Raw genomic sequence first — 22953 nt, forward strand, 5'->3', positions numbered from 1 at the left:
GTCGGCGTGGCCGGGGCAGTCCACGTGCGCGTAGTGACGGTTCTGCGTCTCGTACTCCACGTGCGCCGTCGAGATCGTGATCCCGCGCGCCTTCTCCTCCGGAGCCTTGTCGATCTGGTCGTAGGCCGTGAACGTCGCCCCGCCCGTCTCCGCAAGCACCTTCGTGATCGCAGCCGTCAGCGACGTCTTGCCGTGGTCAACGTGACCAATCGTGCCGATGTTGCAGTGCGGCTTGGTGCGGGAGAACTTTTCCTTGCCCATGATTCCCATTCCTGCGGCAGGGACCACACGGGGGCCCCGGATCCTGGTCGGCCGCCCCGCACTCGGACAGGAGCGCAAAACGCGGTTCGCTTAGAGGGTCGGCCGCCGGGGATCAAGATCCGGGGCGCTCGGGAGCCCCACCTGCGGCGTCGCTGTCAAGCCACACCGCCCGGTCGTGAACCGCCGAGTTAGCAATGCTCAGCAATAATGGGGCGCTTTCAAGCCACAGTGTGGCGCGGAGGGCATAGCGGGATGCGGGCCGCCGAGCTTAACTGTGCCCAACATCGATCAGGCACCGGATCCGCCCCCATGATGAAGAAGCTCCTCCTCGCCAGCGCCGCCACGGCCCTGGTCACGACGGCCGCCTCGGCTGCCGACCTGCCGCGCCGGGTCGCCCCGCCGCCGGTCTTCACGCCGGTGCCGGTGTTCAGCTGGACGGGCTTCTACGCCGGCCTCGAGTCGGCCTACACGTTCACCGACCGCGAGCGCATCACCACGCTCGGCGTTCTCCCGGCCAACGCCCAGAACGTCACGGCCGGCCGTCGTCCGCTCGTGACCTCGACCACGCAGGACGGCTTCGCCAACATCGGCGGGACCGCCGGCTACAACTACCAGTTCACGCCGGGCTCCGGCATCGTGGTCGGTATCGCCAACAGCATCGACTGGACCGACATCACCAAAAACCGGGTCGTGCTCGGCAATGGCAACGTCGCCGGTGGTCCGCCGAACATCAGCCAGTTCCGTTCCAGCCTCGACTGGCTCGGCACCCTGACGGGCCGCGTCGGCTACGCCTTCGACCGCGTCATGGTGTACGGCATGGGCGGCCTAGCCTACGGCGGCGTCTTCCACGCGGCGAACTTCTACCGTCCCGACGGCGCCCTGCAGTTCGTCGGCCGCTACGACGATCTCAAGACCGGCTTCGCCTACGGCGGCGGCATCGAATTCGCCATCCCGACCGACAGCTTCCTGAACACCTTCGCGCTCGGCCGCTACCTCGGCATCAAGTACGACGCCCTGACGCTCAAGGCCGAGTACGTGCACTACGACCTCGGCAGCCAGAACGTGCTGGTCGCCGCCCTCCCGGGCGTCGGCACCGGGTCGTACATCTCGCGCTTCCGGACCGAGGGCAACATCGTCCGCGCCGGCTTCAACTACAAGTTCGGCGGCTTCTAGGATCTTCGCGGCCGGGAGCCGGTCTTCCGGCTCCCATGTCCGGATTTCATGACCAGGGCGGGTGCCGGTAGCGGCGCCCGCCCGTTTTCATGGCGCCCACCCGTTTTCATGGCGCGTACCGAGGGCTGCGAGGCGTCGCCGGGTCCGCCTGCGGCCTCAGCAGGCGCGCAGATGCGCCACCAGACGCTCCGCCCCCGCCTCGGGCGTCCCGACATTGTGGATGGTCAGGTCGGCCTCCACCCGAACCGCGCGGGCGAGCCGCGCGGCGAGGTCGCCGTCCGCCGCACGGCCGCGGGCGGCCAGCCGCCGGGCCAGGATGTCGGCGGGCGCCGTGACCTCGACGACGCTCACCCGCGGGCCCGCCGCGCGCGCCTGGGCGACGACGCGGCGCGAGACGTTGCACACCACCACCCGACCCGCATCGGCGAGGCGGCCGGCCTCGGCCGGCAGGGCGTAACCGAGGCCGTGGGCGCGCCAGTTCAGGGTGAAGCGCCCGGCCGCGCAGCCGTCCGCGAAGGCGGCTTCGTCGATCTCGTCGTTGTCCTCGTCGGCCGACGGGGGCCGGGTGACGAGGCGGCGGGGAAAGACGTAGCGCGGATCGTCGGCCAGCGCGGTCCGGGCCAGCCGGATCAGCGTGTCCTTACCGGCCCCGCTCGGGCCGACCACGAGGACGAGGCAGCCCGGCATCAGGACACCCGCCTTCCGGTGCGCCAGACCTCGCGGACCACCGGCACGCCCTCGGCCAGCCGGACCCGCACCAGATCGGCGCGGAGCCCCGGCACGAGGGCGCCCCGATCGGTCAGGCCGGTGGCCCGGGCGGGGTTCGCCGTGACGGCGGCGAGCGCCTCCGGCAGGGTGATCCCGGGGGCCTGCTGGGGCAGCAGGAAGGCCGCCATCAGGAGGCTCGCCGGCACGTAGTCCGACGAGAGGATGTCGAGGTGCCCGGCCTCGGCCAGCGCCAGGGCCGCGACGTTGCCGGAATGCGAGCCGCCGCGGATCAGGTTCGGCGCGCCCATCATGACGGTGATGCCCCGGCCGTGGGCGGCCTCCGCCGCCTCGCACGTGGTCGGAAACTCGGCGAGCCGCACGCCCTCGCCGACCGCCAGGTCGACATCCGCCAGGGTGGTGTCGTCGTGGCTCGCGAGGGGGATGCCCCTCGCGCGGGCGAACTGAACCAGGGCCGGCCGGTTCGCCGCGGTCAGGGCCTGCCCGTCGCGGATCTTGCGCTCCGTGTTGGCGCGGATCTCGTTCATGGGCCGGCCGCCGCGGGTGGCGTAGGTGTAGTACTTCTCCATGTCGCGGAACTGCCGCTGGCCCGGCGTGTGGTCCATCAGCGAGATCAGACCGACGGGGTAGCGGGCCGTGAAGGCCGTCACCGTGTCGAGCACGTCCGTGGAGGGCAATTCGCAGCGCAGATGCGTGAAGTGCTCCGCCCGGAACAGGTCGCCGGCCCGCGCGGTGGCGATGGCGCCGGCAAGCTGCTCCAGCTCGGAGCCGAGGCCGCTGCCGTCCGGATCGCTGCCGGCACGGAGCGAATCGAACACCGTGGTGATACCCGAGGCGGTGATCTGCGCGTCGTAGGCCAGGACGGCGCCGAGCGGGTGCCAGCGGACCTTGGGGCGCGGCGCGTAGTGGCTCTCCAAGTGGTCGGTGTGCAGCTCAATCAGCCCGGGGATCAGGTGGTCGCCGCCGCAATCGAGGCCGCGGGCGGGCGGGCGGCCCGCGCCGATCTCGGCGATCGCCCCGTCCGAGACCGCGAGCCAGCCGCGCTGCACCCGGTCGGGCAGGACCAGGGTCGCGTTCTCGAGGATGAAGTCGTCCATGGGTCCGGTCCTCAGGCTGCCCGGGCTTGCGGCGCGAACTGGGTGACATCGACCACCCGGGTCGCCACAGCGTCGCGCATCTCGCTGTCGTGGAAGATGCCGAGCACACCGGCCCCGGCCTTCAGTTTCTCGCGGACGAGGTCGGCCACCACGGCCCGGTTCCGCGGGTCGAGGGAGGCGGTGGGCTCGTCGAGGAGCAGGAGCGGCCGGTCGGCGATCAACCCCCGAGCGATGTTGACCCGCTGCTGCTCGCCCCCCGAGAAGGTCGCGGGTGGCAGGTCCCAGAGCCGCTCGGGCAGGTTGAGCCGGGCGAGCAGATGCTTCGCACGGGCGCGCGCCGCCTCCTCGGACAACCCGCCCTCGCGGCCGGCCGCCTCGACCACGTCGAGGGCCGAGACCCGCGGGATCACCCGCAGGAACTGCGACACGTAGGCGATGACCCGCGCCCGCAGCGCCAGCACCGCCCGCGGATCGGCGCGCACCACGTCCACCGCGGCCCCGCCGTCGCGGACCAGGATGGCGCCGGCGTCGCAGCGATAATTGCCGTAGGCCATCTTCAGGAGCGAGGACTTGCCCGCCCCCGACGGACCGCCGAGCACCACGCACTCGCCGGGCTCCACCGCGAGGCTGACGCCGCCGACGACCGGCAGCACGATCCCGCCGCGCAGGTGCAGGGTGAAGCTCTTGGCGACGTCCTGGAAGGTGAGGAGCGCGGTCATGCGGCGAGCACCGAGGAGACGAGGAGCTGGGTGTAGGCGTGCTCGGGATCGTCGAGCACCCGGTCGGTCAGGCCGGTCTCGATCACCCGGCCGGCCCGCATCACGGCGATCCGGTGCGACAGGAGCCGCGCCACCGCGAGGTCGTGGGTGACGATGATCACGGCGAGCCCCAGCTCCGCCGAGAGCCGCCGGATCAGGTCGAGGAGCCGGGCCTGGACCGAGACGTCGAGGCCTGAGGTCGGCTCGTCCATCAGCACGAGGCGCGGCCCGGTGACGAGGTTGCGGGCGATCTGCAGGCGCTGGCGCATGCCGCCGGAGAACTGGCTCGGCGGATCGTCCACGCGGCCCGCCTCGATCTCGACCCGGCCGAGCCAGTCCAGCGCCTGGCCACGGATCCGGCCGTAGTGACGCTCGCCCATCCCCATCAGCCGCTCGCCGACATTGCCACCCGCCGAGACCGCCATGCGCAGCCCCTGGCGCGCGTCCTGGCGGACGAAGCCCCAGTCGGTGCGCATCAGCCGGCGCAGTTCGGCGGCTCCCAGATCGGCGAGGGCCCGGGTCCGGCCCTCGCGCATCCGGTAGCGGACCTCACCCGAATCGGGTGCCAATTCACCCGCGAGCAGCGACAGGAGCGTCGACTTGCCCGAACCCGATTCGCCCACGATGGCGAGCACCTCGCCCTCGGTGACGTCGAGGTCGATGCCCGCGCAGGCCAGCCGGCTGCCGTAGGCCTTGGTCAGCCCGTGGGCGGAGAGGAGCGGCGCGCTCATCGGGCCACCTCGGCGACGCGGGTCTCGCAAATGTCGGTGTCGGAGCAGATGAACATCCGGCCTCCGGAATCGTCGGTGACCACCTCGTCGAGGTAGTGGCCGCTCGCGCCGCACAGCGCGCAGGGCTGCGTGAATTCCTGCACCCGGAACGGATGGTCCTCGAAGTCGAGGCTGCGCACCCGCGTGTAGGGCGGCACCGCGTAGATCCGCCGCTCGCGGCCGGCGCCGAACAGCTGAAGGGCGGGGCAATCGTCCATCTTGGGATTGTCGAATTTCGGCGTCGGCGACGGGTCCATCACGTAGCGGCCGGCGACCTCCACCGGGTACGCGTAGGTGGTGGCGATGTGCCCGTGTCGGCTGATGTCCTCGTAGAGCTTGACGTGCATGGCGCCGTACTCGGCCAGGGCGTGGAGCTGGCGCGTCTCGGTCTCGCGCGGTTCGAGGAAGCGCAGGGGCTCGGGGATCGGCACCTGATAGACCAGCACCTGCCCCTCCGAGAGCGGCGTCTCGGGGATACGGTGCCGGGTCTGGATGATCGTCGCCTCCGCGGTGCGGGTGGTGGTGGCCACCCCGGAGGTCCTGGCGAAGAAGCGGCGGATCGAGACCGCGTTGGTGGTGTCGTCGGCGCCCTGGTCGATGACCTTGAGCACGTCGGAGCGGCCCAGGATCGCGGCCGTCACCTGCACGCCGCCGGTCCCCCACCCGTAGGGCATCGGCATCTCGCGGGACGCGAAGGGCACCTGGTAGCCCGGCACCGCGATGGCCTTGAGGATGGCCCGGCGGATCATCCGCTTCGTGCCCTCGTCGAGATAGGCGAAGTTGTAGCCCGGTTCGCGCTCCGGGCGCTGCGCGATCGCGGCGCTCATTCGGCGGCCTCCTGCATCCCGGCGGCGTCGGATGTCTCCTCGAACGCGGCGCGCAAGCGCCGGACCAGCTCCAGCTCGGCCTGGAAATCGACGTAGTGGGGCAGCTTCAGATGCTCGACGAAGCCGGTCGCCTGGAGGCTGTCGCAATGGGCCAGCACGAATTCCTGGTCCTGGGCCGGACTCGCCACCGGCTCGCCGAGTTCCTCCGCCCGCAGGGCCCGATCCACCAGGGCCATGGCCATGGCCTTGCGCTCGCTCTGCCCGAAGCTCAGCCCGTAGCCCCGGGTGAATTGCGGCGGCGCCGCGCCCGAGCCCTTGAACTGATTGACCATCTGGCACTCGGTGAGCCGGACGCGCCCGAGCGGCACCGCGAAACCCAGCTCCTCCGGCACGAACGCGACGTCGACCGCGCCGACCCGGATCTCACCCACGAACGGGTGGGTGCGGCCGTAGCCGCGCTGGGTCGAGTAGGCGAGGCTCAGGATGAAGCCCTCGTCGCCCCGGGCCAGCGCCTGGAGGCGCAGGGCCCGGTCGGCGGGGTAGTCCACCGGCTCGCGGGTGAGGTCGCCGACCGGCGCGCCGTCGTCTGCGGGCGAGGGCTCGATCAGGCCGTCCTGGGCCAACAGGTCGGTGACCCGCGGGCAGGTGCCGGCATCGGCGCGGGGCTCGGCCTCTGCGGCGGGCTCGCATTCGGATTCGGCGGCCAGCGCGAAGTCGATCAGCCGGTGGGTGTAGTCGAAGGTCGGCCCGAGCACCTGCCCGCCCGGCAGGTCCTTGAACGTGGCCGAGATCCGGCGCTCCACCGTCATGGCGCCGGTCTCGACCGGCACGGAGGCGCCGAAGCGGGGCAGCGTCGTCCGGTAGGCGCGGACGAGGAACACCGCCTCGACCACGTCGCCGCGGGCCTGCTTGAGGGCCAGCGCCGCGAGGTCGGGATCGTAGAGCGAGCCCTCGGTCATCACCCGGTCGACCAGCAGCGCCATCTGCGCGCGGATCTGCGCGACGGAGAGTTCCGGTATCGCGGGGTCGCCCCGGCGCGCCTCGGCGAGGAGCCGATGCGCGTTGTCGATGGCGGCCTCGCCGCCCTTCACGGCCACGTACATGGCTAGGCCTCCGTGACCACGGTGGAGCGCGGCAGGCCGGCGACGCGGCCGGGTGCCGAGAGGATCAGGTCGACACCCAGGGGGAAGTCCGCCCGGTTCGCCGCCAGTTGCGTCGCGAAGGTTTCGGGCAGGGGCGCCAGCGCCATGCGGGCCTCGCCCCGGATGCCCGGTCCCGAGAGGCGCAGCCCCGTCCCGGGGATGAGGGTGTCGAGGGCGAGCACCAGGGTCGTGGAGGTATCGGGATAGGCCGGTGTCCCGGGCGCGAAGCGGCTGAGCGGCGGGCAGCGCGCCGGGTCGCGGATCAGCGCGAAGGCCGCCCGGGCCGGGTCGTCGGTGAGGGGCGCCCCGGTGTGGAAGCGCAGATACGCGGCGACCGCGGGCACCGCCGCCAGCGCCGCGTCGAGCCAGACCGGCGTATCGGCGTCGGTGAGGGTCAGCGCGACGGCGGCGAGTTCCAGCGTCAGGGGCTCCGGCGGCGCCAGGCCGGCAGCGAGGCCGGGAGTCAGCGCCCGCACCTGCCCCGGCCGGGCGAGCACGTCCATGACGGCGCGGAAGGTCCCCTGCGCGTCGTGGACCGGGTCGGCGAGACCGGGAGCCAGCATGCTCAATCCTCCCCGCGGGCGAGGGTCAGGAAGTCGACTCGGGTCGCCGCCGTGCGGCGGGCGGCCTGTCGGCGCGCGGACTCGGACTGTGCGGTGGCTGGCGCCAGGGCCGCCTCGACCCGGCCGCGCCGGGCCGGATCCTGCCAGAGGGCGTCGAGGATCGCGGCGAGGCGGGCTTTCCGGCGGTCGCGGCCGAGATGGTAGGCGAAGCCGATCCGGCCGCCGTCGAGGCGGATGGCGGCCCGGGTCACGCTGACCTCACCGAGGTTGAAGGGCCGTCCGTCGCCGCCGATCCGGCCCGTGGCCATGACGAGCCCGGTCTCCGCGGGCCGCAGATCCTCGGCCACCGGTGCACCGAGGGCCGCGACAGCCGCTTCGAGAGCGTCGCGTCCGGCTTCGGCGCAGAGCGCCATCACGGCCTGCCGCGCGGCGACCTCGCCGTCCTGCTCCGGGCTCGTCGTCATCGGCGACTTCCTCCGCATCGCTGTTGTATAGTCGTGTAGACAACTGGCGTAGCGGGGGCAAATGAAGTTTGGATGACAGGATGGATGCGCAGGAGCAGGCACCCGGCCTCGTCCGGGGCGAAGGGCTGACCGCCTGGCGGCAGATCGCCGACGCGCTGAGCGTCGAGATCGCGGCGGGGCGTTACGCGGCCGGGCAGCAATTGCCCACCGAATCCGCGCTGGCGGCGCGCTTCTCCGTCAACCGGCACACGGTGCGCCGGGCGCTGGCGTCGCTGGCGGAGAACGGCCTCGTGCGCGCCAGCCAGGGCCGCGGCACCTTCGTGGAGGGCGCGCCCCTGTCCTACCCGATCGGGACGCGCACCCGCTTCTCCGAGATCGTCGCCGGGGCGGGGCGCGAAGCCTGGGGCGACCTGCTCGCCGCCGCGACCGTTCCCGCCGCCCCCGAGCAGGCGGCGGCGCTGGCGCTGGCGCCCGGCACGCCGGTGCTGGAACTCCTGACCGTCCACCGGGCGGATGGCGCCCCGCTCTCGACGGCACTGACGTGGCTTCCGCTGCCGCGCTTCTCCGGCTTCAGCGAGGCCTATGCCGCGCGCGGCTCGATCACCCGGGCCTTCGCGGCCTGCGGCGTCGCCGACTACACCCGGCTCTCGACCCGCGTCCGCGCCCGCCCTGCGGATGCCGCGGAGGCGAGCCGGCTCGACATCGCGCCGGGGCGCGTCGTCCTCGTGGTGTCGAGCGTCAACGTCGACCCCGCGGGCGCGCCGATCCAGGCGAACCGCACCCTGTTCGCCGCCGACCGGGTGGAGCTGGTGATCGGCGGGTAACGCGGGCGCACCCCCTCCCTTGCCTCGCCGTCATCCCGAGGTGCCGGCGGGAGGCGGGGGCCTCAAGCCAGCCACGTGACCACTGGAGGGCTCCTACAAGGCCAGCTGAGGCGGGCCCCGGATGGGGGCACGGGTAGGGGATACCGCCCCGATCCCCCTTCAGCGCGCGGCCGGCCCGATGATTACCCGGCGCAGGCGGGTCGAGACCCAGTCGATCGCCGCCACGGTGACCAGGATCATCAGCACCAGGAAGGCGACCTGTTTCAGCTCCAGCACCCGGATCAGCTCGGTGAGGTACTGGCCGATGCCGCCGGCGCCGACGATGCCGATGATCGTCGCCGAGCGGGTGTTCGACTCGAAGAAGTACAGCACCTGGCTCGCCAGCACCGGCAGCACCCCGGGGATCAGCCCGAAGCGGATGCGGTGGAGGGTCGAGCCGCCCGACGCGACGACGCCCTCGCCGGCGCGGCGGTCGCAGGTCTCGATCGCCTCGGAGAACAGCTTGCCGAGGGCCCCGACATCGGAGCACGCGATGGCCAGCAGGCCGGCGAAGGGGCCGAGCCCGACGACGTTGATCCAGATCAGCGCCCAGATCAGCACGTCCACCGAGCGCAGGACGTCGAGGCCGCGGCGAAACGCGAAGCGCGCGAACGGGTTCGGCACGACGTTCCGGGCGGCCAGGAACGCCACCGGGAAGGCCAGGATCGCCGCCGTCAGGGTGCCCAGGAAGGCGATGCCGAGCGTCTCGCCCAGCGCGTGCAGGAAGATCCGCAGATGCCCCTCCGGTGACGGCGGCAGCATCAGCATCGCGAAGGTGCCGAGGCGCCCCATCCCGTGGAGGATCCGCGGCAGCGACACGTCGAGGCGCCAGCACGCCAGGGCAGCGAGCCCCGCGACGGCGCCGAGCCCGACGATGAGGCGCGCCCGCGCGGCCCGGTCCGCGCGGAACTGTTCCGGGTAACGGGCGCGCAGCCGCGCGAGGTCGGCCCGGGCGGTCGCCCGCAGGGCTCCGGAGCGGGCCCCGCTCATCGGGCCTGCTCCGGGCCGATCAGCCGGTGGCGGACCCGCTCGGTGGCGAGGTCGATGCAGACCACGGTCAGGATGATCAGCCCGAGGATCGCGCCCACGTCCGCGTAGTAGAAGTTGCGGATTGCGGCCAGGAACTCCTGGCCGATGCCCCCCGCACCCACGAAACCCAGGACGGCCGCCCCGCGCACGTTGATCTCGAAGCGCAGCAGCCCGTAGGAGGCGAAGTTCGACAGCACCTGCGGCAGCACCGCGAAACGAACGGTCTCGACCCAGGAGGCCCCCGAGGCGGACAGACCCTCGACGGGGCGCATGTCGATGTTCTCGACCACCTCGGAGAACAGCTTGCCCAGCGCCCCGGTGGTGTGGATCGCGACGGCCAGCACGCCGACCATCGGCCCGAGGCCGAAGGCGATCACGAAGAGCAGCGCGAACACCACCTCCGGGACGGTGCGGCAGATCTCCAGGAAGCGCTTGGCCAGGATCCGCAGCAGGCGCGACCGCACGAGGTTGGCGGCGGCGACGAAGCTCAGTGCGAAGCCCGCGAGCGCCCCCAGCAGCGTGCCGAGATAGGCCATCAGCAGGGTCTCGCCCAGGAGCGCGAGCCAGCTGGGCAGGCCCCAGTACCAGGCGCGCAGATCCGCGACCGGATGGTCGAGACCGACCGGCGGCAGGATCTGCCGGATGTAGGCGGTGAACTGGCCGATATTCTCAGCGAGGACCAGCGGCCGCACCTCGGCGGCGTAGCCGGCGAGGATCGCCAGCGTCGCCACCACCGCGAAGCCCAGGAGCGTCCGGCAGCGCGCCGCACCGGTCGCCGCCGCGTAGTGGCCGGAGAGGGCGGCCTCCCGCTCCGGCGCCAGCTTCGTCAGGCCGCGCATGGCCGTGTCCCGGTCAGGACTTCTTGCGCTGCTCGTCGTTGAACCGCAGCATGTCGATGATCGGCTGGTAATCCTTGAGCGTCACCGGCTTCAGGCCCTGGTCCTTGCCGTCCGACAGGCGGTCGAAGGCGGCCTTGTCGGCCTTCGGCAGGGCGACGAAGGCCTCCCGGATCTTCGCCTTCAGGTCCTCCGGCAGGGTCGCCAGCATGGTGTAGGGTCCTTCCGGCAGGAAGTCGGACTTGAACACCACCCGGAAGTCGGAATTCTGCATCGGCGTGCCGTCGGGCCGCTTCAGCATGCCCTTCGTGATCATGCGGGTGATGATCGAGTCGGTCTCGGAATTCCAGAGGTTGGCGGCGGCGTCCACCGTGCCCTGAGTCAATGCCAGGACGGCGTTCTCGTGGCTGCCGGCGAAGACGGCCTTGCCGAAGAACCTGTCCACGTCGTAGCCGGCGCGCTTGAGGAAGAAGCGCGGCGCCTGGTTGCCGGAGGTTGAGTTGGGATCGACCAGGGCGAGGTTCCTGCCCCTCAGATCCTCGATCGCCCGGTAGGGGCCGGAGGCCAGCGTGTAGATCACCGAGTAGTAGCCCGCGGCGCCGGTCTCGTGCTGCGGGCTGACGATCGGCTCGACCTTCACGCCGGTCATCGCGGCGCGGGCGACAGAGGCCGGCCCGTAAAAGGCGAGCTGGATGTTGCCGGCCCGCTGGCCCTCGATCACGGCGGCGTAGTCGCTAGCGACCCGCAGCTTCACCGGCACGCCGACCGCCTGGGTCAGGTAAGTCGCCAGGGGCGCGTAGCGGTCGACTGTGCCGCTGGCGTTCTCCATCGGGATCACCGCCAGGGTCAGCTCGGGATACTGCGCCTTCCAGTCCTGGGCGGCGGCCGGCAGGCTGAGGAGGGCGAGCGCCGCGGCGGCGGCGAGGATGCGTCGGGTGATCATCGTGTCGTCCTTCGTGTCGGCGTAGGTCGCGGGTTCGGCCGGCCGGGGCCGCCCAGAGGATTCCCGATCCGTCGTCATCGGGCCGTGGAGGGCCTGGCTCAGGCGCCGAGGGCGGCCTCGCGAACGGGCCGGGCCGGCACGATGCCGAGCCGGCCCGGCATCGCCGCCCGCTGCTCGGCCTCGCGCGCGGCCGAGTCGTCGAGCACCTCGCCGGCCTCCAGGCCGTAGAGCCGGCGGGCGACATCCTCGGTCAGGTCGAACGGGCCGCCCTCGAACACCACCCGGCCTGCGCTGAGGCCGACGAGGCGGTCGCAATAGGCGCGGGCGAGGTCGAGAGAGTGCAGGTTGCACAGGATCGTGATGCCGTAGCGCCGGTTCACGTCCGCGAGGGCGTCCATCACGAGGCGCGTGTTGCGGGGATCGAGGGACGCCACCGGCTCGTCGGCGAGCAGGATCTCGGGCTCCTGCACCAGGGCGCGGGCGATGGCGACGCGCTGCTGCTGGCCGCCCGACAGGCCGTCCGCCCGCTGGCCGGCGAACTCCCCCATGTCGAAGCTCTCCAGGGCGGCGAGGGCCATCGCCCGGTCCTCCTCGGACCAGAGGCGCAGCAGGGACCGGTGGCTCGGCACGTGGCTGAGCCGGCCCATCAGCACGTTGGTCATCACGTCGAGCCGCCCGACGAGGTTGAACTGCTGGAAGATCATCGCGCAGCGGGTGCGCCAATCCCGCAGGGCGCGGCCCCGCAGAAGCGTGACGTCGCGTCCGTCGTGGAGGATGCGTCCGGAACTCGGCTCCGCCAGCCGGTTCACGAGCCGCAGCAGTGTCGACTTGCCGGCGCCCGACCGACCGATCACGCCGACGAAGCTGCCGGGCGTGATCCGCAGGGAGACACCGTCGAGTGCGCGGCGAGCGCCGTACTGGCGCGTCAGATCCTCGATGACCAGCATGCATCCATCCGCTGGGGAAGGGCCGCAGCTAAGCGCGCATTACGCGACGATTGGATGACGCATACAATACACGATATTTTGCCGGCTTAATTGATACGTTCAAAAGTCGGGTCTTGCTTCGTAGCGGCCGAGGAATGCGGCGATCGGAAGCGCGTGGAAGTCCGGAAGCGCCCCGCGCAGGCGCGCGTGTTCTTGCGTTCCACCAGGCGAGGCGTTTCACGCGCGCGGCGACATCCTCGGGAGCGGCCGAGCCGGCATGCCTCGATCCGGGTTCTGGGATCCAGGGCCGGTTCGAGGCCGGGGGCGCGGTCAGCCAAGGGTGCCTTCCTGGGTGCCTTCCTGGGTGCCTTCCTGAGCGTCGTCCCTCGTGTTTTCGAAGGGCAGGCGCGTCAGCAGCCGGAACGGCTCGGATCCGTCTTGCCTCAGGAGGCATACGGCGTCGATCACCAGGGGCCCGGGACCCGCGGCGGCGTAGGCCTCGGTGAGGCGCGCCCGCCAGTCGCCGCGCTCGGCCTCCGGCAGGGCGTCGGTCAAAGTCATGTGGAAGCGAAAGGCCTCGAAGACGTAGGGATAGCCCCAGCGGTCCAGGAGCGCCCGTCCGCGCGGGCCGAGGCGGTCCAGGCGGCGTTTCGCGCGCTCGGCCTCGGTTAACGGCGCGCGGAACCGGTCGAGGGCGGCGACGCACTCGGCCGCGAGCAACGCGAGACCCGGCGGCGGAGACTCGGGTACCAGGGCGAGGAACGGCCCGAGTGCTGCCACCGCCAGAGGTCCCACCGCCACCGGCGGGTGCGCGGTCGCGAGGTCCCGGGCGGCGGCGACGAGGTCGGCCTCCGTGGTGCCGGCGGCGAGGCGGAGCGGCGCCTTCAGGGTCGCGTGGAAGCCGTAGACCCGCGCCCCCGCGGTGACGGCGGCGAGGTCACGCAGACCCGCCGGATGCGCGACCGCATCCCCCGAGACGGTGTCGATGCCGAGCACGGCCCTGCCGAAGGCTTCGAGGCGCGAGCCCGGGGCGGGCAACCAGTAGAGGGCGTAGCGGCGGGTCACGTTTGGCCTCCCGGGCGCCGCGTTCAGGCCGTCGGCGCGTACGGGCGGTCGACGGCTGCCCGGCGCGGGCGCACATCCATGGCGTTGCCCCGCCACACGATGGCGCTCTGCACCCAGGCTCCCAGCCAGATCGCCGGGATCAGGGCGTCGCGCACCAGGAAGGCCGCCAGCATCCGGGGCGAACGGTGCCAGCCCGCGCGGGCGGCGAGCCGGTACTCGGCGCCATAGCACAGGGCGACGAGCCCCGCAGCGCCCGCGATCCCCGCAAGGCTGCCCGCCCAGACCGCCACGAGCAGGGCCGGCAGCAGCACGCCGCTGCCGATCTCCGGCGCGAAGAACAGCGGGAAGGTCACCCGCCGCAGCCGCGCCCAGCGCAGCTGCCGGGCCCAGACCTCCGCGAAGCCGCGCCGCCCGAGCGGCTGCTCGAAGGGGCTGGCCACCAGATGGACGCGCCGGCCAGCGGCACGCACGAGCTTGGTGGCGGCCGCATCCTCGGCGATCTCGGTCGCGAGCGCCTGGAGGCCGCCCCGCTGGTCCAGGAACGCCTTGTGCCAGAGCATGCTCTTGCCCTGGGCGAAGCCCAGCCCGAAGGCCTCGGCGGCATATTGCCAGCGGGCCTGGAGGGTGTTGAGGAAGGCGCATTCCACCTCGGCCATGAGGCCGTCCGGTCGGGCGCCGACGGGCGTGGAGCAGACCAGGCCGGTCCCGCCCCGCCACGCCGCCTGGAGGCGCTGCAGGTAATCGGGCGGCATGGCCACGTTGGAATCGGCCAGCACCACCCAGTCGTGGGCAGCGGAGCGCCAGCCGCGCAGGCAGTTGTTCAGCTTCGGGTTCGCGCTGACCCGCTCGTCGCCGAGGATCAGGCGGGCGGGCACGTGCGGGTGGGCGGCGATCAGGCACTCCACCATCGGCACGATCGGGTCGCCCGGATCGGCCACGCAGAAGATTAGCTCGTAGGCGGGATAGTCGAGGCGGAAGCTCTGGGTCAGCATCTCCTCGCTGTAGGCTTCGAGCCCGCGGAGCGGCCGCACCAGGGAGACAGGCGCCCCCGCCGGAAACCGTGAGGGACCGTGGCTCCTGCCGAGGCGCTGGCCCGCGACCGCGATGCTGCCGATCTGGACGAAGGCCAGGAGCGCGCCGAAGGACAGGGCCGGCACCGTGGCGTCAATCATGCGGATCCCTCGTTCGCTCGTGCGCGAACCGGTGGCTAGCGGCCGGACCGCGTCAGGCGTGTGACAGCCGGCGACAGGGCCGCCGGGACCGCAGCCCCGAAGGCGCGCCGGCAGCCCGGGAGGCCGCGCGCCGTCCCCGGCAGGGCGAGGCCCGGATCCGGGTTCGTCTGCGCCCCCGCGTCCACCCTGGCGGCACCGGAAGCGTAGACCCGCGCGACGCCCGTCAGCGCCGCCGCGCCGTGGGCGATCATCCAGCCGATCCTACGGAAGCCCTGTCCCGTGTGGCCGCCGGGAGCACCAAGGCGCGGGCGGTGCGCGGATCGGGAGCACCGAGCAGGCTGGGCGGTGCGATCCGCCACGCCCGGCGACGGTGCGCCGCGTCACCGGACCGTCATGGCCGCCTCTTAATCCCGGGCGACCATCAGAAATCAGCGCGCGAGGCTTCATGTCCGATTCCGCCGTGATGCCGTCGGGGGTTGCGCGGAGGCGACCGGAGGGCGGCCCGCGGCTCGACCACGGGATGCCTCTGGGGGGCCTCGTCGCCTTCCTGCTCGTCCTGGTGGCAGGGCTCGGCTACGCGGTGGTGAGCCTGATCGCCGACATGAACGCCGTCGGCGAAGCACCGTTGGCGTACGGCGCCTTCGCCCTGCTGGGGCTCGCCCTGCTGATCGCGCTGGCCTTCGAATTCGTCAACGGATTCCACGACACCGCCAACGCGGTCGCCACGGTGATCTACACGCGCTCGATGCCGCCGCTCGTGGCGGTGGTCTGGTCGGGCTTCTTCAACTTCCTCGGCGTGATGCTCTCCTCGGGCGCGGTGGCCTACGCCATCGTGACGCTGCTGCCGGTGGAGCTGATCCTGAACGTCGGATCGGGAGCCGGCTACGCGATGATCTTCGCGCTGCTCCTCGCGGCCATCCTCTGGAATCTCGGGACCTGGGCCTTCGGCCTGCCGAACTCCTCGTCCCACGCGCTGATCGGCTCGGTCCTGGGCGTCGGCCTCGCCAACCAGCTGATGAACGGCGGCGACGGCACCGCGGGCGTCGACTGGGGCCAGGCGCGCAACGTCTTCAAGGCGCTGCTGTTCTCGCCGGTCTGCGGCTTCGTGCTGGCGGCCCTGCTGCTGCTCGCCCTGAAATTCGCGGTGCGCCGCCGGGACCTCTACGAGGCGCCGAAGGGCGATACGCCCCCCGCCCCTGTGGATCCGGGGGCTGCTCATCCTCACCTGCACGCTGGTCTCCTTCTTCCACGGCGGCAACGACGGGCAGAAGGGCATGGGCCTGATCATGCTGATCCTGATCGGCGCCGCCCCCACCGCCTACGCGCTGAACCGCACCATGGCGGACGACACGACCCCCGCCTTCGTGCAGGCCTCCACGGCGGCGAGCCGCGTCTTCGCCGCCCGCGCCGCCGGCGCGCCGGAACCCGAGGCCGCGCCGGCGCGCCGGACCGTGACGGAGGCGCTGAAGACCAAGGATCTCAACCGGCCGCAGGTCTACGCCGCGCTGGCGGCGCTCTCGAACGACATCGCCACCAGCGTCAGGAATTACGGGGCGATCCGCACGGTGCCGGCCGCCCAGACGCAGAACCTGCGCAGCGACATGTACCTCGCCGCCGACGCGGTGCGGCTGCTGCCGGGCGCCGGGGCCGACCTGTCCGAGGCCGACGAGGCGGTGCTGAAGGGCTATTCCAAGCTGCTGAACGCGGGCACCCGCTACATCCCCGGCTGGGTGAAGGTCTGCGTCGCCCTGGCCCTCGGGCTCGGCACGATGGTCGGCTGGAAACGCATCGTCGTGACGGTGGGCGAGAAGATCGGCAAGACCCACCTCACCTACGCGCAGGGCGCCTCGGCCGAGATCGTCGCCGCCGGCACGATCGGGCTGGCCGAACTCTACGGCCTGCCGGTCTCGACCACCCATATCCTCTCGTCGGGCGTTGCCGGGACGATGGCGGCCAACGGCTCGGGGCTGCAGGCCTCGACGGTGCGCAACATGGCACTGGCCTGGATCCTCACCCTGCCGGCCGCCATCATGCTGGCCGCCGGGCTGTTCTTCATCCTGCGCCACGTGTTCTGACGCCGTGAACCCGGTCAGGCGCGCTCGACTGTGGCCGGGCCCCCGCCTCCGACACGGATCATGGCCCTGCCCCCTGAGGCGCCCCTCAACGCCTCAGAAGCTCGCCATCGCCCGCACGAAGGCCAGGCAGGTCCGGCGCGCGGCCGGACTCGCGATCGCTCCGAAGGCGCAGACGAGGTCGGCGACCTGGACGACGGCCGTATCGGGCTGGTCCTCAGCGCGGAAGAAGGTCGCGACCGGTACGCCGAGCGCCCTGGCGACCCGCTCCAGGGTGTCCCGGCACGCCGGAGCCGAACGCAGCTCGGGCGCCGGAGCCTCGACCCGCGAAGATCCGACCGCCACCGTCAGGCGGCCTTGTGACCGAGCTGGATCGCCTTGGCGATCTGCGAGCGCCTGGCGGCGTAGCCGGGCGCGACCATCGGGTAATCGGCCGGCAGGCCGTACTGCGCCCGGTAGCGCTCGGGGGTGAGCCCGTGCGCCGTGAGGTGGCGCTTCAGGGTCTTGTAGGGCCGGCCGTCGATGAAGCTGATCAGCCCGTCCTGCTGGATCGAGGCCGCGACCTCCGGCTGGGCCAGACCCGCCCCGTGAGACGAGCCGGCGCGATCCTTCAGGACCGCGATGGCCGTGTGGACGTGGTCGATCAGCCCCGGAAGGTCCGAGACGCCGACCGCGTTCCGGGACACATAAGCAGCGACGATCGCGCCGACCTGCTGCAACATGAAATGCGGGGGAATTTCTCTCAAGTTGTTCATTTCTCGACATCACTGTTGAAGGATTCAGGTTCGGGCCAACGGCAAGCATCGAGCGATCTGCCCAGGTGCCCGAGGGATTTCAGGCAGACCAGTGCACGTCCGGATCGCACCGGAGGGCACCTTACCTCAAGTTGCCAAACTGGCTTTTCTTGAGTGTGCAGATAATATACAATATGGGATCGGAGGCGTTTGTCCGACGGCGCGAGGTTTTTTGCTCCACGGCGCGATCGGCGGATTATCCGGATTGGTTACTGCGGCGTTCACTGTTTTCCGCCGCGGAGATCGGCATCCGAACCTCAGTTCGGCGATGGCCGACTCCCCTCGAACCCTGGCGGCAGGGATCCGCGCGGGATGCCCCCGCCTCGGGGGCTGCGGATGACCGCCACGCACCGGATTGCCCGGGGGCGATAGCTCCGATGCACCGATCGCCCCCCCTGAAACGCGCGGGCCGGTACTGCGCGGTTCGCCGAACCGTGCCCCGTCATGACATGCCATGCCGGCAGTCATGCGGACGTTCTTTCCGGCCGACATCATTCGCTCCGGATCCCCCAGGGCGCGGCAGGCACGTCTCGGACTGCATCTGGAAGCACCGGCCGGAGGCGGAGGCCAAGTGCGTGGCCGATCCCGTCTGCGCCCACCTGCCGATCGGTGGGGTGGCGTGCGGAAGCGGCTTCGCCGGCCCGGTGCTTTTCGTCCACCGTTTCAGAAAGCGGTCGGGCGTGGCGCCCGGGGGCTTCCGGCACACAGCCCTCGCGCGTCCCCGTGACCCGTCGATCCGGGGGCGCCCGCCGCGTTCGTCTCAGATCACCCGATCGCTGCGCCGCAGGCTCGCCGGCATGGCGAAGAGCGCGAGCCCGGCCGCCACGAGGCACAGCACCCCAATGCCGTAGAGGGCCGGCGTGGTCGAGCCGGTCAGGTCCTTCACCCAGCCGACCATCACCGGGCTGACGATGCCGCCGAACTGGCCGAGGGTGTTGATCAGCGCGATGCCGCCCGCCGCGCCGACGCCGGTGACGAGCTTGGCCGGCAGGGTCCAGAAGGTCGGGATCGACGCGACGATGCCGGCGCCCAGCAGCGCGAGCGCAAACATCAGCGGCACGATGTGCTTGTCGAACAGGCCGGCGCCGAAGAAGCCGAGCGCCGCCGCGATGGCGAGGCCTGCGACGAATTTCGGCCGCTCGCCCGAGGCGTCGGAGAGGCGCCCGATCACCATCATGCTGATCGCCCCGCAGATGTAGGGGATCGCTGTGAGGAAGCCGACCGAGGCGGCCTGCCCGCCGCTCGCGGTCTTGATCAGGTCCGGTCCCCAGAAGTTGAGGCCGTAGGAGCCGATCTGGAGCAGGAAGTAGATCAGCGCGATCATCAGGAAGCCGGGTTGCTTGATGGCCCCGAGGAGCGAGTGGTCGCCGATGTCGCGGTTGTGGTGGGCGATGCGGCTCGACAGGAGCGCCTTCTCCGGCTCGGAGAGCCAGCGCGCGTCGGCGATCCGGTCGTCGAGGCGGGTCAGCACGAGCACGCCGAGGACGAGGCAGGGCAGCCCGCCGGCCAGGAACAGCCACTGCCAGCCGGCGAAACCCGCGACGCCGTTGAGACCGCCGAGGATCAGGCCCGCCACCGGCGCGCCGAAGATGCCCGAGAAGGCCGAGGCCACGAACATGAAGCTGGTGATGCGGCCGCGGTGCGAGGCCGGGAACCACAGGGTCAGGTAGTAGAGGATGCCCGGCGCGAAGCCCGCCTCCATGGCGCCGATCAGGAAGCGCAGGGCGTAGAAGTGCCACTCGGTGCGGATGAAGATCATCAGGGCGGTGGCGATGCCCCAGGAGATCATGATCCGGGCGATCCAGCGCCGCGCCCCGACCCGGTAGAGGAACAGGTTCGAGGGCACCTCGAAGATCACGTAGCCGACGACGAACATGCTCGCGCCGAGGCCGTAGGCGACGTTGCTGAAGCCGAGGTCGCTCTGGAGCTGGAACTTGGCGAAGCTGATGTTGATGCGGTCGAAGAACGCGAACATGTAGCAGATCATGATCAGCGGCATGAGCCGCCACGCGACCTTGCGGACGATGCCGTCCTCCGACACCGCATCGACCTCGGCGGCCGCCGGCGACCCCGACAGGGCTGCGGTCATGGTTTCCTCCGTGCTGTTTCTTGGGACGCGTGATGAGCGGTGCCGCTTTCGGACCGGCGGCTTTCCGTGGAAATCCTGGATCCCGCTCGACCCGACCTCGTCGACCGTGACCCTCACCCTGAGGTGCGGCGAAGCCGACCCGAAGGAGCCCTCCGGCCCGACCGCGCGACCCCGGAGGCCTTCGCTGCGCTCCGGCGCCTCAGGATGAGGGCGCGGGGTTGGATTGTGCCGTCGCGGCGCGTGATCGCGGTTGCCAGGATCGAACCGGCTCTCAGGCCGCCCTGGCGGGCGGGGCTGGGTGGAGATCGCAGGGCCGTCCGGCCTTTGCGACCTGGCCGGGGACGTCGTGGCCGACGAGGCGGGGCAGGTCCCGGGACAGGCCGAGCAGCGCGTCCAGGTTCAGTCCCGTCGGTACGCCCATCTCGTGGGCCATGCTGACGAGATCCTCGGTGCAGATGTTGCCGGTGGCGCCCGGTGCGAACGGGCAGCCGCCCAAGCCCCCGAGGGCAGCGTCGAAGCGGCGGGCGCCCGCATCGTAGGCGGCCAGCACGTTGGCGAGGCCGAGGCCGCGGGTGTTGTGGAAGTGAAGCGTCAGGCGCTCGGGGCCGACCAGGGGCAGGATCCGCGCGACGAGTCGCGCCACCTGCCGGGGATTGGCCATGCCGGTCGTGTCGGCGAGCGTCACCCCGTCGACGCCGAGGGACAGGTAGCGCTCCACCTGCGCCACGACCTTGTCGGCCTGCTGGTCTCCCTCGAAGGGGCAGCCGAAGGCGGTCGCCACCGTGGCGTTGGTGCTGACCGGCGCGCCCCGCACCGAATCCATGATCCGCGCGAAGCCGGCGATCGAGTCGGCCGGGCTCATGCCCATGTTGGCATGGTTGTGAGTGTCGCTCACCGAGGCGACGAGGTTGATCTCGTCGACCTTGGCGGCGAGCGCCCGCTCGGCGCCCTTCGGGTTCGGCACCAGGGCGACGTAGACCGTGCCGGGCCGCCGCCGGATCCCGGCGAAGACGTCCGCGGCGTCGGCGAGCGCCGGCACGGCCTTGGGCGACACGAAGGAGGAGACCTCGATCCGGCTGAAGCCGGCCTCGGCGAGGGCGTCGATCAGGCGGATCTTCTCCGCCGTCTCCACAAAGGCGGGCTCGATCTGGAAGCCGTCGCGGGTGGCGACCTCCTGGACGATCAGCGTGTCGCCACTCATGCCACGGCTCCCTTCTCGCGCAGGGCGGCGATGCGCGCCGCGTCGAGGCCGAGTTCGGCGAGCACGGAATCCGTGTGGGCGCCGAGGGCCGGTCCCTGCCAGCGGACTTCACCGGGGGTCTCGGAGAGCTTCGGCACGATGCCGGGCATCTTGACGGCTGTCCCGCCGGGAAGCTCCGCCTGCAGGATCATGTCGCGGGCCTGATAGTGCGGATCGGCCACGATGTCGGCCACCGAGTAGATCCGTCCGGCCGGCACGTCGGCGGCGTCGAGGACGGCGAGCGCCTCCTCGACACTTTTGGTCCTGGACCAGTCCGCGATCGTGCCGTCCAGCATGGCGGATTGCTGCGAGCGGCCGGCGTTGTTGCGCAGGGCCGGATCCTCTGCGAGGTCGGTCCGGCCGATCGCCGTCATCAGGCGGCGGAAGATCGGGTCGCTGTTGCCAGCGATGACCACGTAGCCGCCGTCCCGGGTGGGATACGTGTTCGACGGCGTGATCCCCGGCAGAGCGCCACCTGTGCGGGTGCGGACCTCGCCCAGCAGGTCGTATTCGGGGACGAGGCTCTCCATGACGTTGAACACACTCTCCACCAGCGAGACGTCGATGACTTGGCCCGCACCCTGCCCGGTCTTGACCCGCAGCAGGGCCATCAGCGCGCCGATGACGCCGTGGAGCGAAGCCAGGGTGTCGCCGATGCTGACGCCGACCCGGGCCGGCGGCGCCTCGGGGCTTCCGGTGGTGAAGCGGATGCCGCCCATCGACTCGCCGATGGCGCCGAAGCCCGGCCGGTCGCGGTACGGGCCGGTCTGGCCGTAGCCCGAGATGCGGACCATCACGAGGTTGGGGTTGAGCGCCGAGAGCACGTCCCAGCCGAGGCCGAGCTTCTCCAAGCCGCCGGGGCGGAAATTCTCGACCACCACGTCGGCGCTCCGGGCGAGCTGCTTGACGATGTCGAGGCCTTCCGGGGACTTGAGATTGACGGCGATCGACTTCTTGTTGCGCGACTGCAGGTACCACCAGAGCGAGGTGCCCTCGTGCATCTTGCGCCACTTGCGCAGCGGGTCACCCTCACCCGGGGGCTCGACCTTGATCACCTCGGCGCCGAACTCGGCCATCAGGCGCGTGGCGAACGGCGCGGCGATCAGCTGACCAAGCTCAAGAACACGGATACCGCTGAGCGGACCGGACATTCTCTCCTCCATCTTTATTGATTGTGTGATTACTGCCATTCAGCAATTTAGGTCCAACCGCCATGCACCATCGTGCGTTCGCCGACGGAGAACGCACGCGATCAGCGCGCGGCTGCCCTCAGATGCTCCAGCAGGAGCGTCGCGGCCGGCGTCAGGGGACCGGGGCGGACCACGAGGCGCAGGGTGCGCTGCGCCCAGGGATCCGTCAGGGTGACGGCGGCGAGGCGCATCGGCGGCCCGAGCAAGGCGTAGACATGCTCCGGCACGGTGCCGAGGCCCATCCCGACCTGCGCCATGCGGCAGATCGCGTCGAAGCTCGGAACATGCATGCGCAGATGCAGCGGCCGGCCGAGCCGCCGTGCCTCGTCCCGCAGAGCCCCGTAGATCGAACTCTCCGCGTGCAATCCGACATGGTCGTAGTCGAGGGTCTCGGACAGGGCCACGGCCCCGCGGCCACTCAGGGCATGACCGGCCGGCATCACGAGGACCAAACGGTCGGACCGGTAGGGGTGCGCGACGAGGCTGCGGGTGTCGGTGCCGCCCGCGCAGATGCCGAGATCGGCCAGCCCGTCCTCGACGCCCGCCACGACGCCGCCGCTCGGCCGCTCCTCCAGACCGAGCCGGATCCCGGGCTGCACCGCCAGGAAGGCCTGCAGGTCCTCGGGCAGGAATTCCACGATGGCTGAGAGGTTGGCGAGCACCCGCACGAAGCCGCGCACCCCCCGGGCGTGCTCGGCGAGTTCCAGGGCGATCTGCTCGGCGCTCGCGAGCATCCGCCGGGTGTGGTGGAGCAGCGTCTCGCCCGCGGGCGTCGGGCGCATGCCGCGGGGCTCGCGGGTCAGCAGCGTGCAGCCCAGCGCGTGCTCCAGCTCGGCGAGCCGCTTGCTCACCGCCGAGGGGGCGATCGCGGCCCGTCTCGCCGCGCCGTTGAGTGTGCCCTCCTCGCAGATCGCCGCGAACAGGCGCAGCGTCTTGAGGTCCAGGCGGCTCAG

At 71.5% G+C, this 22953-nt stretch carries 24 protein-coding genes and 1 pseudogene; 3 read left to right on the forward strand and 22 right to left on the reverse strand.

Annotation, left to right across the window (positions count from 1 at the left end; translation table 11 throughout):
- A partial coding sequence (locus tag MKK82_RS28505; RefSeq protein WP_243984296.1) for a GTP-binding protein occupies positions 1 to 261 on the reverse strand: 261 nt, incomplete at its 3' end.
- A gap of 309 nt (positions 262 to 570) precedes the next feature.
- Between MKK82_RS28505 and MKK82_RS28510 the strand changes: the two genes are divergently transcribed.
- Complete coding sequence (locus MKK82_RS28510) at positions 571 to 1434, forward strand: outer membrane protein (protein WP_238286871.1); 864 nt, start codon at positions 571 to 573, stop codon at positions 1432 to 1434.
- 156 nt (positions 1435 to 1590) lie between these two features.
- Here MKK82_RS28510 and phnN read toward each other — a convergent pair whose 3' ends face one another.
- The 8 genes from phnN to phnG are packed head-to-tail and all read right to left on the reverse strand — an operon-like array spanning position 1591 to position 7781.
- On the reverse strand, positions 1591 to 2121 hold the full coding sequence (gene phnN / locus MKK82_RS28515; protein ID WP_243987577.1) for a phosphonate metabolism protein/1,5-bisphosphokinase (PRPP-forming) PhnN: 531 nt from the start codon (positions 2119 to 2121) through the stop codon (positions 1591 to 1593).
- A complete protein-coding gene (locus MKK82_RS28520; protein ID WP_238286874.1) occupies positions 2121 to 3257 on the reverse strand; it encodes an alpha-D-ribose 1-methylphosphonate 5-triphosphate diphosphatase in 1137 nt (378 codons plus the stop codon). The genes phnN and MKK82_RS28520 overlap by 1 nt, the downstream gene beginning before the upstream one ends.
- An 11-nt stretch (positions 3258 to 3268) precedes the next feature.
- A complete protein-coding gene (phnL, locus tag MKK82_RS28525; RefSeq protein WP_238286875.1) occupies positions 3269 to 3976 on the reverse strand; it encodes a phosphonate C-P lyase system protein PhnL in 708 nt (235 codons plus the stop codon).
- Complete coding sequence (phnK, locus tag MKK82_RS28530) at positions 3973 to 4746, reverse strand: phosphonate C-P lyase system protein PhnK (RefSeq protein ID WP_238286876.1); 774 nt, start codon at positions 4744 to 4746, stop codon at positions 3973 to 3975. The genes phnL and phnK overlap by 4 nt, the downstream gene beginning before the upstream one ends.
- Positions 4743 to 5612: an alpha-D-ribose 1-methylphosphonate 5-phosphate C-P-lyase PhnJ gene (locus MKK82_RS28535; protein WP_243987579.1), complete on the reverse strand. Its 870-nt coding sequence runs from the start codon at positions 5610 to 5612 to the stop codon at positions 4743 to 4745. The genes phnK and MKK82_RS28535 overlap by 4 nt, the downstream gene beginning before the upstream one ends.
- Complete coding sequence (locus MKK82_RS28540) at positions 5609 to 6715, reverse strand: carbon-phosphorus lyase complex subunit PhnI (RefSeq protein WP_238286878.1); 1107 nt, start codon at positions 6713 to 6715, stop codon at positions 5609 to 5611. The genes MKK82_RS28535 and MKK82_RS28540 overlap by 4 nt, the downstream gene beginning before the upstream one ends.
- Positions 6716 to 6717: 2 nt before the next feature.
- Positions 6718 to 7317 (reverse strand): phosphonate C-P lyase system protein PhnH, encoded by a 600-nt coding sequence (phnH, locus tag MKK82_RS28545; protein ID WP_243987580.1) that lies wholly within the window; start codon positions 7315 to 7317, stop codon positions 6718 to 6720.
- A 2-nt stretch (positions 7318 to 7319) separates the two neighbouring features.
- Entirely contained in the window at positions 7320 to 7781 is a 462-nt protein-coding gene (gene phnG, locus MKK82_RS28550) for a phosphonate C-P lyase system protein PhnG (protein ID WP_243987581.1), read from the reverse strand.
- Between the two features lie 80 nt (positions 7782 to 7861).
- On the opposite strand from phnG, the gene phnF reads away from it, so the two are divergent.
- Complete coding sequence (gene phnF / locus MKK82_RS28555; protein WP_238286883.1) at positions 7862 to 8605, forward strand: phosphonate metabolism transcriptional regulator PhnF; 744 nt, start codon at positions 7862 to 7864, stop codon at positions 8603 to 8605.
- A 159-nt stretch (positions 8606 to 8764) separates the two neighbouring features.
- Here the strand turns inward: phnF and phnE (MKK82_RS28560) are convergent, their stop codons facing one another.
- From phnE (MKK82_RS28560) to MKK82_RS28590, 7 genes are all read right to left on the reverse strand, one after another.
- Positions 8765 to 9634: a phosphonate ABC transporter, permease protein PhnE gene (phnE, locus tag MKK82_RS28560; protein WP_238286884.1), complete on the reverse strand. Its 870-nt coding sequence runs from the start codon at positions 9632 to 9634 to the stop codon at positions 8765 to 8767.
- Positions 9631 to 10512 carry a phosphonate ABC transporter, permease protein PhnE gene (gene phnE, locus MKK82_RS28565; RefSeq protein ID WP_243987582.1) on the reverse strand — a complete coding sequence of 294 codons (882 nt, stop codon included), beginning with the start codon at positions 10510 to 10512 and terminating at the stop codon, positions 9631 to 9633. Before phnE (MKK82_RS28565) ends, phnE (MKK82_RS28560) begins: the two co-directional genes overlap by 4 nt.
- A gap of 13 nt (positions 10513 to 10525) precedes the next feature.
- Positions 10526 to 11452, reverse strand: a complete 927-nt coding sequence (gene phnD, locus MKK82_RS28570; protein ID WP_238286886.1) for a phosphonate ABC transporter substrate-binding protein — start codon at positions 11450 to 11452, stop codon at positions 10526 to 10528.
- A 98-nt stretch (positions 11453 to 11550) separates the two neighbouring features.
- On the reverse strand, positions 11551 to 12399 hold the full coding sequence (gene phnC, locus MKK82_RS28575; protein ID WP_238286887.1) for a phosphonate ABC transporter ATP-binding protein: 849 nt from the start codon (positions 12397 to 12399) through the stop codon (positions 11551 to 11553).
- Positions 12400 to 12708: 309 nt separating this feature from the next.
- Positions 12709 to 13443, reverse strand: coding sequence for a DUF1045 domain-containing protein (locus MKK82_RS28580; RefSeq protein ID WP_238286888.1), 735 nt, complete (start codon positions 13441 to 13443; stop codon positions 12709 to 12711).
- Between the two features lie 23 nt (positions 13444 to 13466).
- The gene (locus tag MKK82_RS28585) at positions 13467 to 14615 is read right to left on the reverse strand and encodes a ceramide glucosyltransferase (protein ID WP_243987583.1); all 1149 of its coding nucleotides are present in this window, start codon (positions 14613 to 14615) and stop codon (positions 13467 to 13469) included.
- 35 nt (positions 14616 to 14650) lie between these two features.
- Positions 14651 to 14866: a hypothetical protein gene (locus tag MKK82_RS28590; protein WP_243987584.1), complete on the reverse strand. Its 216-nt coding sequence runs from the start codon at positions 14864 to 14866 to the stop codon at positions 14651 to 14653.
- Positions 14867 to 15060: 194 nt separating this feature from the next.
- Between MKK82_RS28590 and MKK82_RS28595 the strand changes: the two are divergent.
- A pseudogene (locus MKK82_RS28595) lies at positions 15061 to 16690 on the forward strand (inorganic phosphate transporter).
- A 93-nt stretch (positions 16691 to 16783) separates the two neighbouring features.
- Here the strand turns inward: MKK82_RS28595 and MKK82_RS28600 are convergent.
- From MKK82_RS28600 to MKK82_RS28625, 6 genes are all read right to left on the reverse strand, one after another.
- Positions 16784 to 17032: a hypothetical protein gene (locus tag MKK82_RS28600; protein ID WP_238286890.1), complete on the reverse strand. Its 249-nt coding sequence runs from the start codon at positions 17030 to 17032 to the stop codon at positions 16784 to 16786.
- Positions 17033 to 17034: 2 nt separating this feature from the next.
- On the reverse strand, positions 17035 to 17442 hold the full coding sequence (locus MKK82_RS28605) for a MucR family transcriptional regulator (protein WP_238286892.1): 408 nt from the start codon (positions 17440 to 17442) through the stop codon (positions 17035 to 17037).
- Positions 17443 to 18241: 799 nt separating this feature from the next.
- Positions 18242 to 19570, reverse strand: coding sequence for an MFS transporter (locus MKK82_RS28610; RefSeq protein ID WP_238286894.1), 1329 nt, complete (start codon positions 19568 to 19570; stop codon positions 18242 to 18244).
- A 271-nt stretch (positions 19571 to 19841) separates the two neighbouring features.
- Positions 19842 to 20771, reverse strand: coding sequence for a hydroxymethylglutaryl-CoA lyase (locus tag MKK82_RS28615; RefSeq protein WP_238286896.1), 930 nt, complete (start codon positions 20769 to 20771; stop codon positions 19842 to 19844).
- On the reverse strand, positions 20768 to 21961 hold the full coding sequence (locus tag MKK82_RS28620) for a CaiB/BaiF CoA transferase family protein (protein WP_238286898.1): 1194 nt from the start codon (positions 21959 to 21961) through the stop codon (positions 20768 to 20770). Before MKK82_RS28620 ends, MKK82_RS28615 begins: the two co-directional genes overlap by 4 nt.
- 101 nt (positions 21962 to 22062) lie before the next feature.
- Positions 22063 to 22953 (reverse strand): LysR substrate-binding domain-containing protein (locus MKK82_RS28625; RefSeq protein ID WP_243987585.1); only part of this gene is annotated, 891 nt, incomplete at its 5' end.

The sequence above is a fragment of the Methylobacterium sp. E-046 genome, from assembly GCF_022829625.1.
In the GTDB taxonomy this organism is placed as follows: Bacteria; Pseudomonadota; Alphaproteobacteria; order Rhizobiales; family Beijerinckiaceae; genus Methylobacterium; species Methylobacterium longum.

Bases quoted from the DNA above. Each gene is read 5' to 3' on its own strand.
- phnD (WP_238286886.1), bottom strand. From the start codon at position 11,452: ATGATCACCCGACGCATCCTCGCCGCCGCCGCGGCGCTCGCCCTCCTC.
- phnL (WP_238286875.1), bottom strand. From the start codon at position 3,976: ATGACCGCGCTCCTCACCTTCCAGGACGTCGCCAAGAGCTTCACCCTG.
- MKK82_RS28605 (WP_238286892.1), bottom strand. From the start codon at position 17,442: ATGAACAACTTGAGAGAAATTCCCCCGCATTTCATGTTGCAGCAGGTC.
- phnF (WP_238286883.1), top strand. From the start codon at position 7,862: ATGGATGCGCAGGAGCAGGCACCCGGCCTCGTCCGGGGCGAAGGGCTG.
- phnC (WP_238286887.1), bottom strand. From the start codon at position 12,399: ATGCTGGTCATCGAGGATCTGACGCGCCAGTACGGCGCTCGCCGCGCA.
- MKK82_RS28540 (WP_238286878.1), bottom strand. From the start codon at position 6,715: ATGTACGTGGCCGTGAAGGGCGGCGAGGCCGCCATCGACAACGCGCAT.
- MKK82_RS28585 (WP_243987583.1), bottom strand. From the start codon at position 14,615: ATGATTGACGCCACGGTGCCGGCCCTGTCCTTCGGCGCGCTCCTGGCC.
- phnN (WP_243987577.1), bottom strand. From the start codon at position 2,121: ATGCCGGGCTGCCTCGTCCTCGTGGTCGGCCCGAGCGGGGCCGGTAAG.
- MKK82_RS28590 (WP_243987584.1), bottom strand. From the start codon at position 14,866: ATGATCGCCCACGGCGCGGCGGCGCTGACGGGCGTCGCGCGGGTCTAC.
- MKK82_RS28620 (WP_238286898.1), bottom strand. From the start codon at position 21,961: ATGTCCGGTCCGCTCAGCGGTATCCGTGTTCTTGAGCTTGGTCAGCTG.
- MKK82_RS28520 (WP_238286874.1), bottom strand. From the start codon at position 3,257: ATGGACGACTTCATCCTCGAGAACGCGACCCTGGTCCTGCCCGACCGG.
- MKK82_RS28535 (WP_243987579.1), bottom strand. From the start codon at position 5,612: ATGAGCGCCGCGATCGCGCAGCGCCCGGAGCGCGAACCGGGCTACAAC.
- MKK82_RS28510 (WP_238286871.1), top strand. From the start codon at position 571: ATGATGAAGAAGCTCCTCCTCGCCAGCGCCGCCACGGCCCTGGTCACG.
- MKK82_RS28610 (WP_238286894.1), bottom strand. From the start codon at position 19,570: ATGACCGCAGCCCTGTCGGGGTCGCCGGCGGCCGCCGAGGTCGATGCG.
- phnE (WP_238286884.1), bottom strand. From the start codon at position 9,634: ATGAGCGGGGCCCGCTCCGGAGCCCTGCGGGCGACCGCCCGGGCCGAC.
- phnK (WP_238286876.1), bottom strand. From the start codon at position 4,746: ATGAGCGCGCCGCTCCTCTCCGCCCACGGGCTGACCAAGGCCTACGGC.
- phnE (WP_243987582.1), bottom strand. From the start codon at position 10,512: ATGCGCGGCCTGACGAAGCTGGCGCCGGAGCGGGAGGCCGCCCTCTCC.
- MKK82_RS28615 (WP_238286896.1), bottom strand. From the start codon at position 20,771: ATGAGTGGCGACACGCTGATCGTCCAGGAGGTCGCCACCCGCGACGGC.
- phnG (WP_243987581.1), bottom strand. From the start codon at position 7,781: ATGACGACGAGCCCGGAGCAGGACGGCGAGGTCGCCGCGCGGCAGGCC.
- phnH (WP_243987580.1), bottom strand. From the start codon at position 7,317: ATGCTGGCTCCCGGTCTCGCCGACCCGGTCCACGACGCGCAGGGGACC.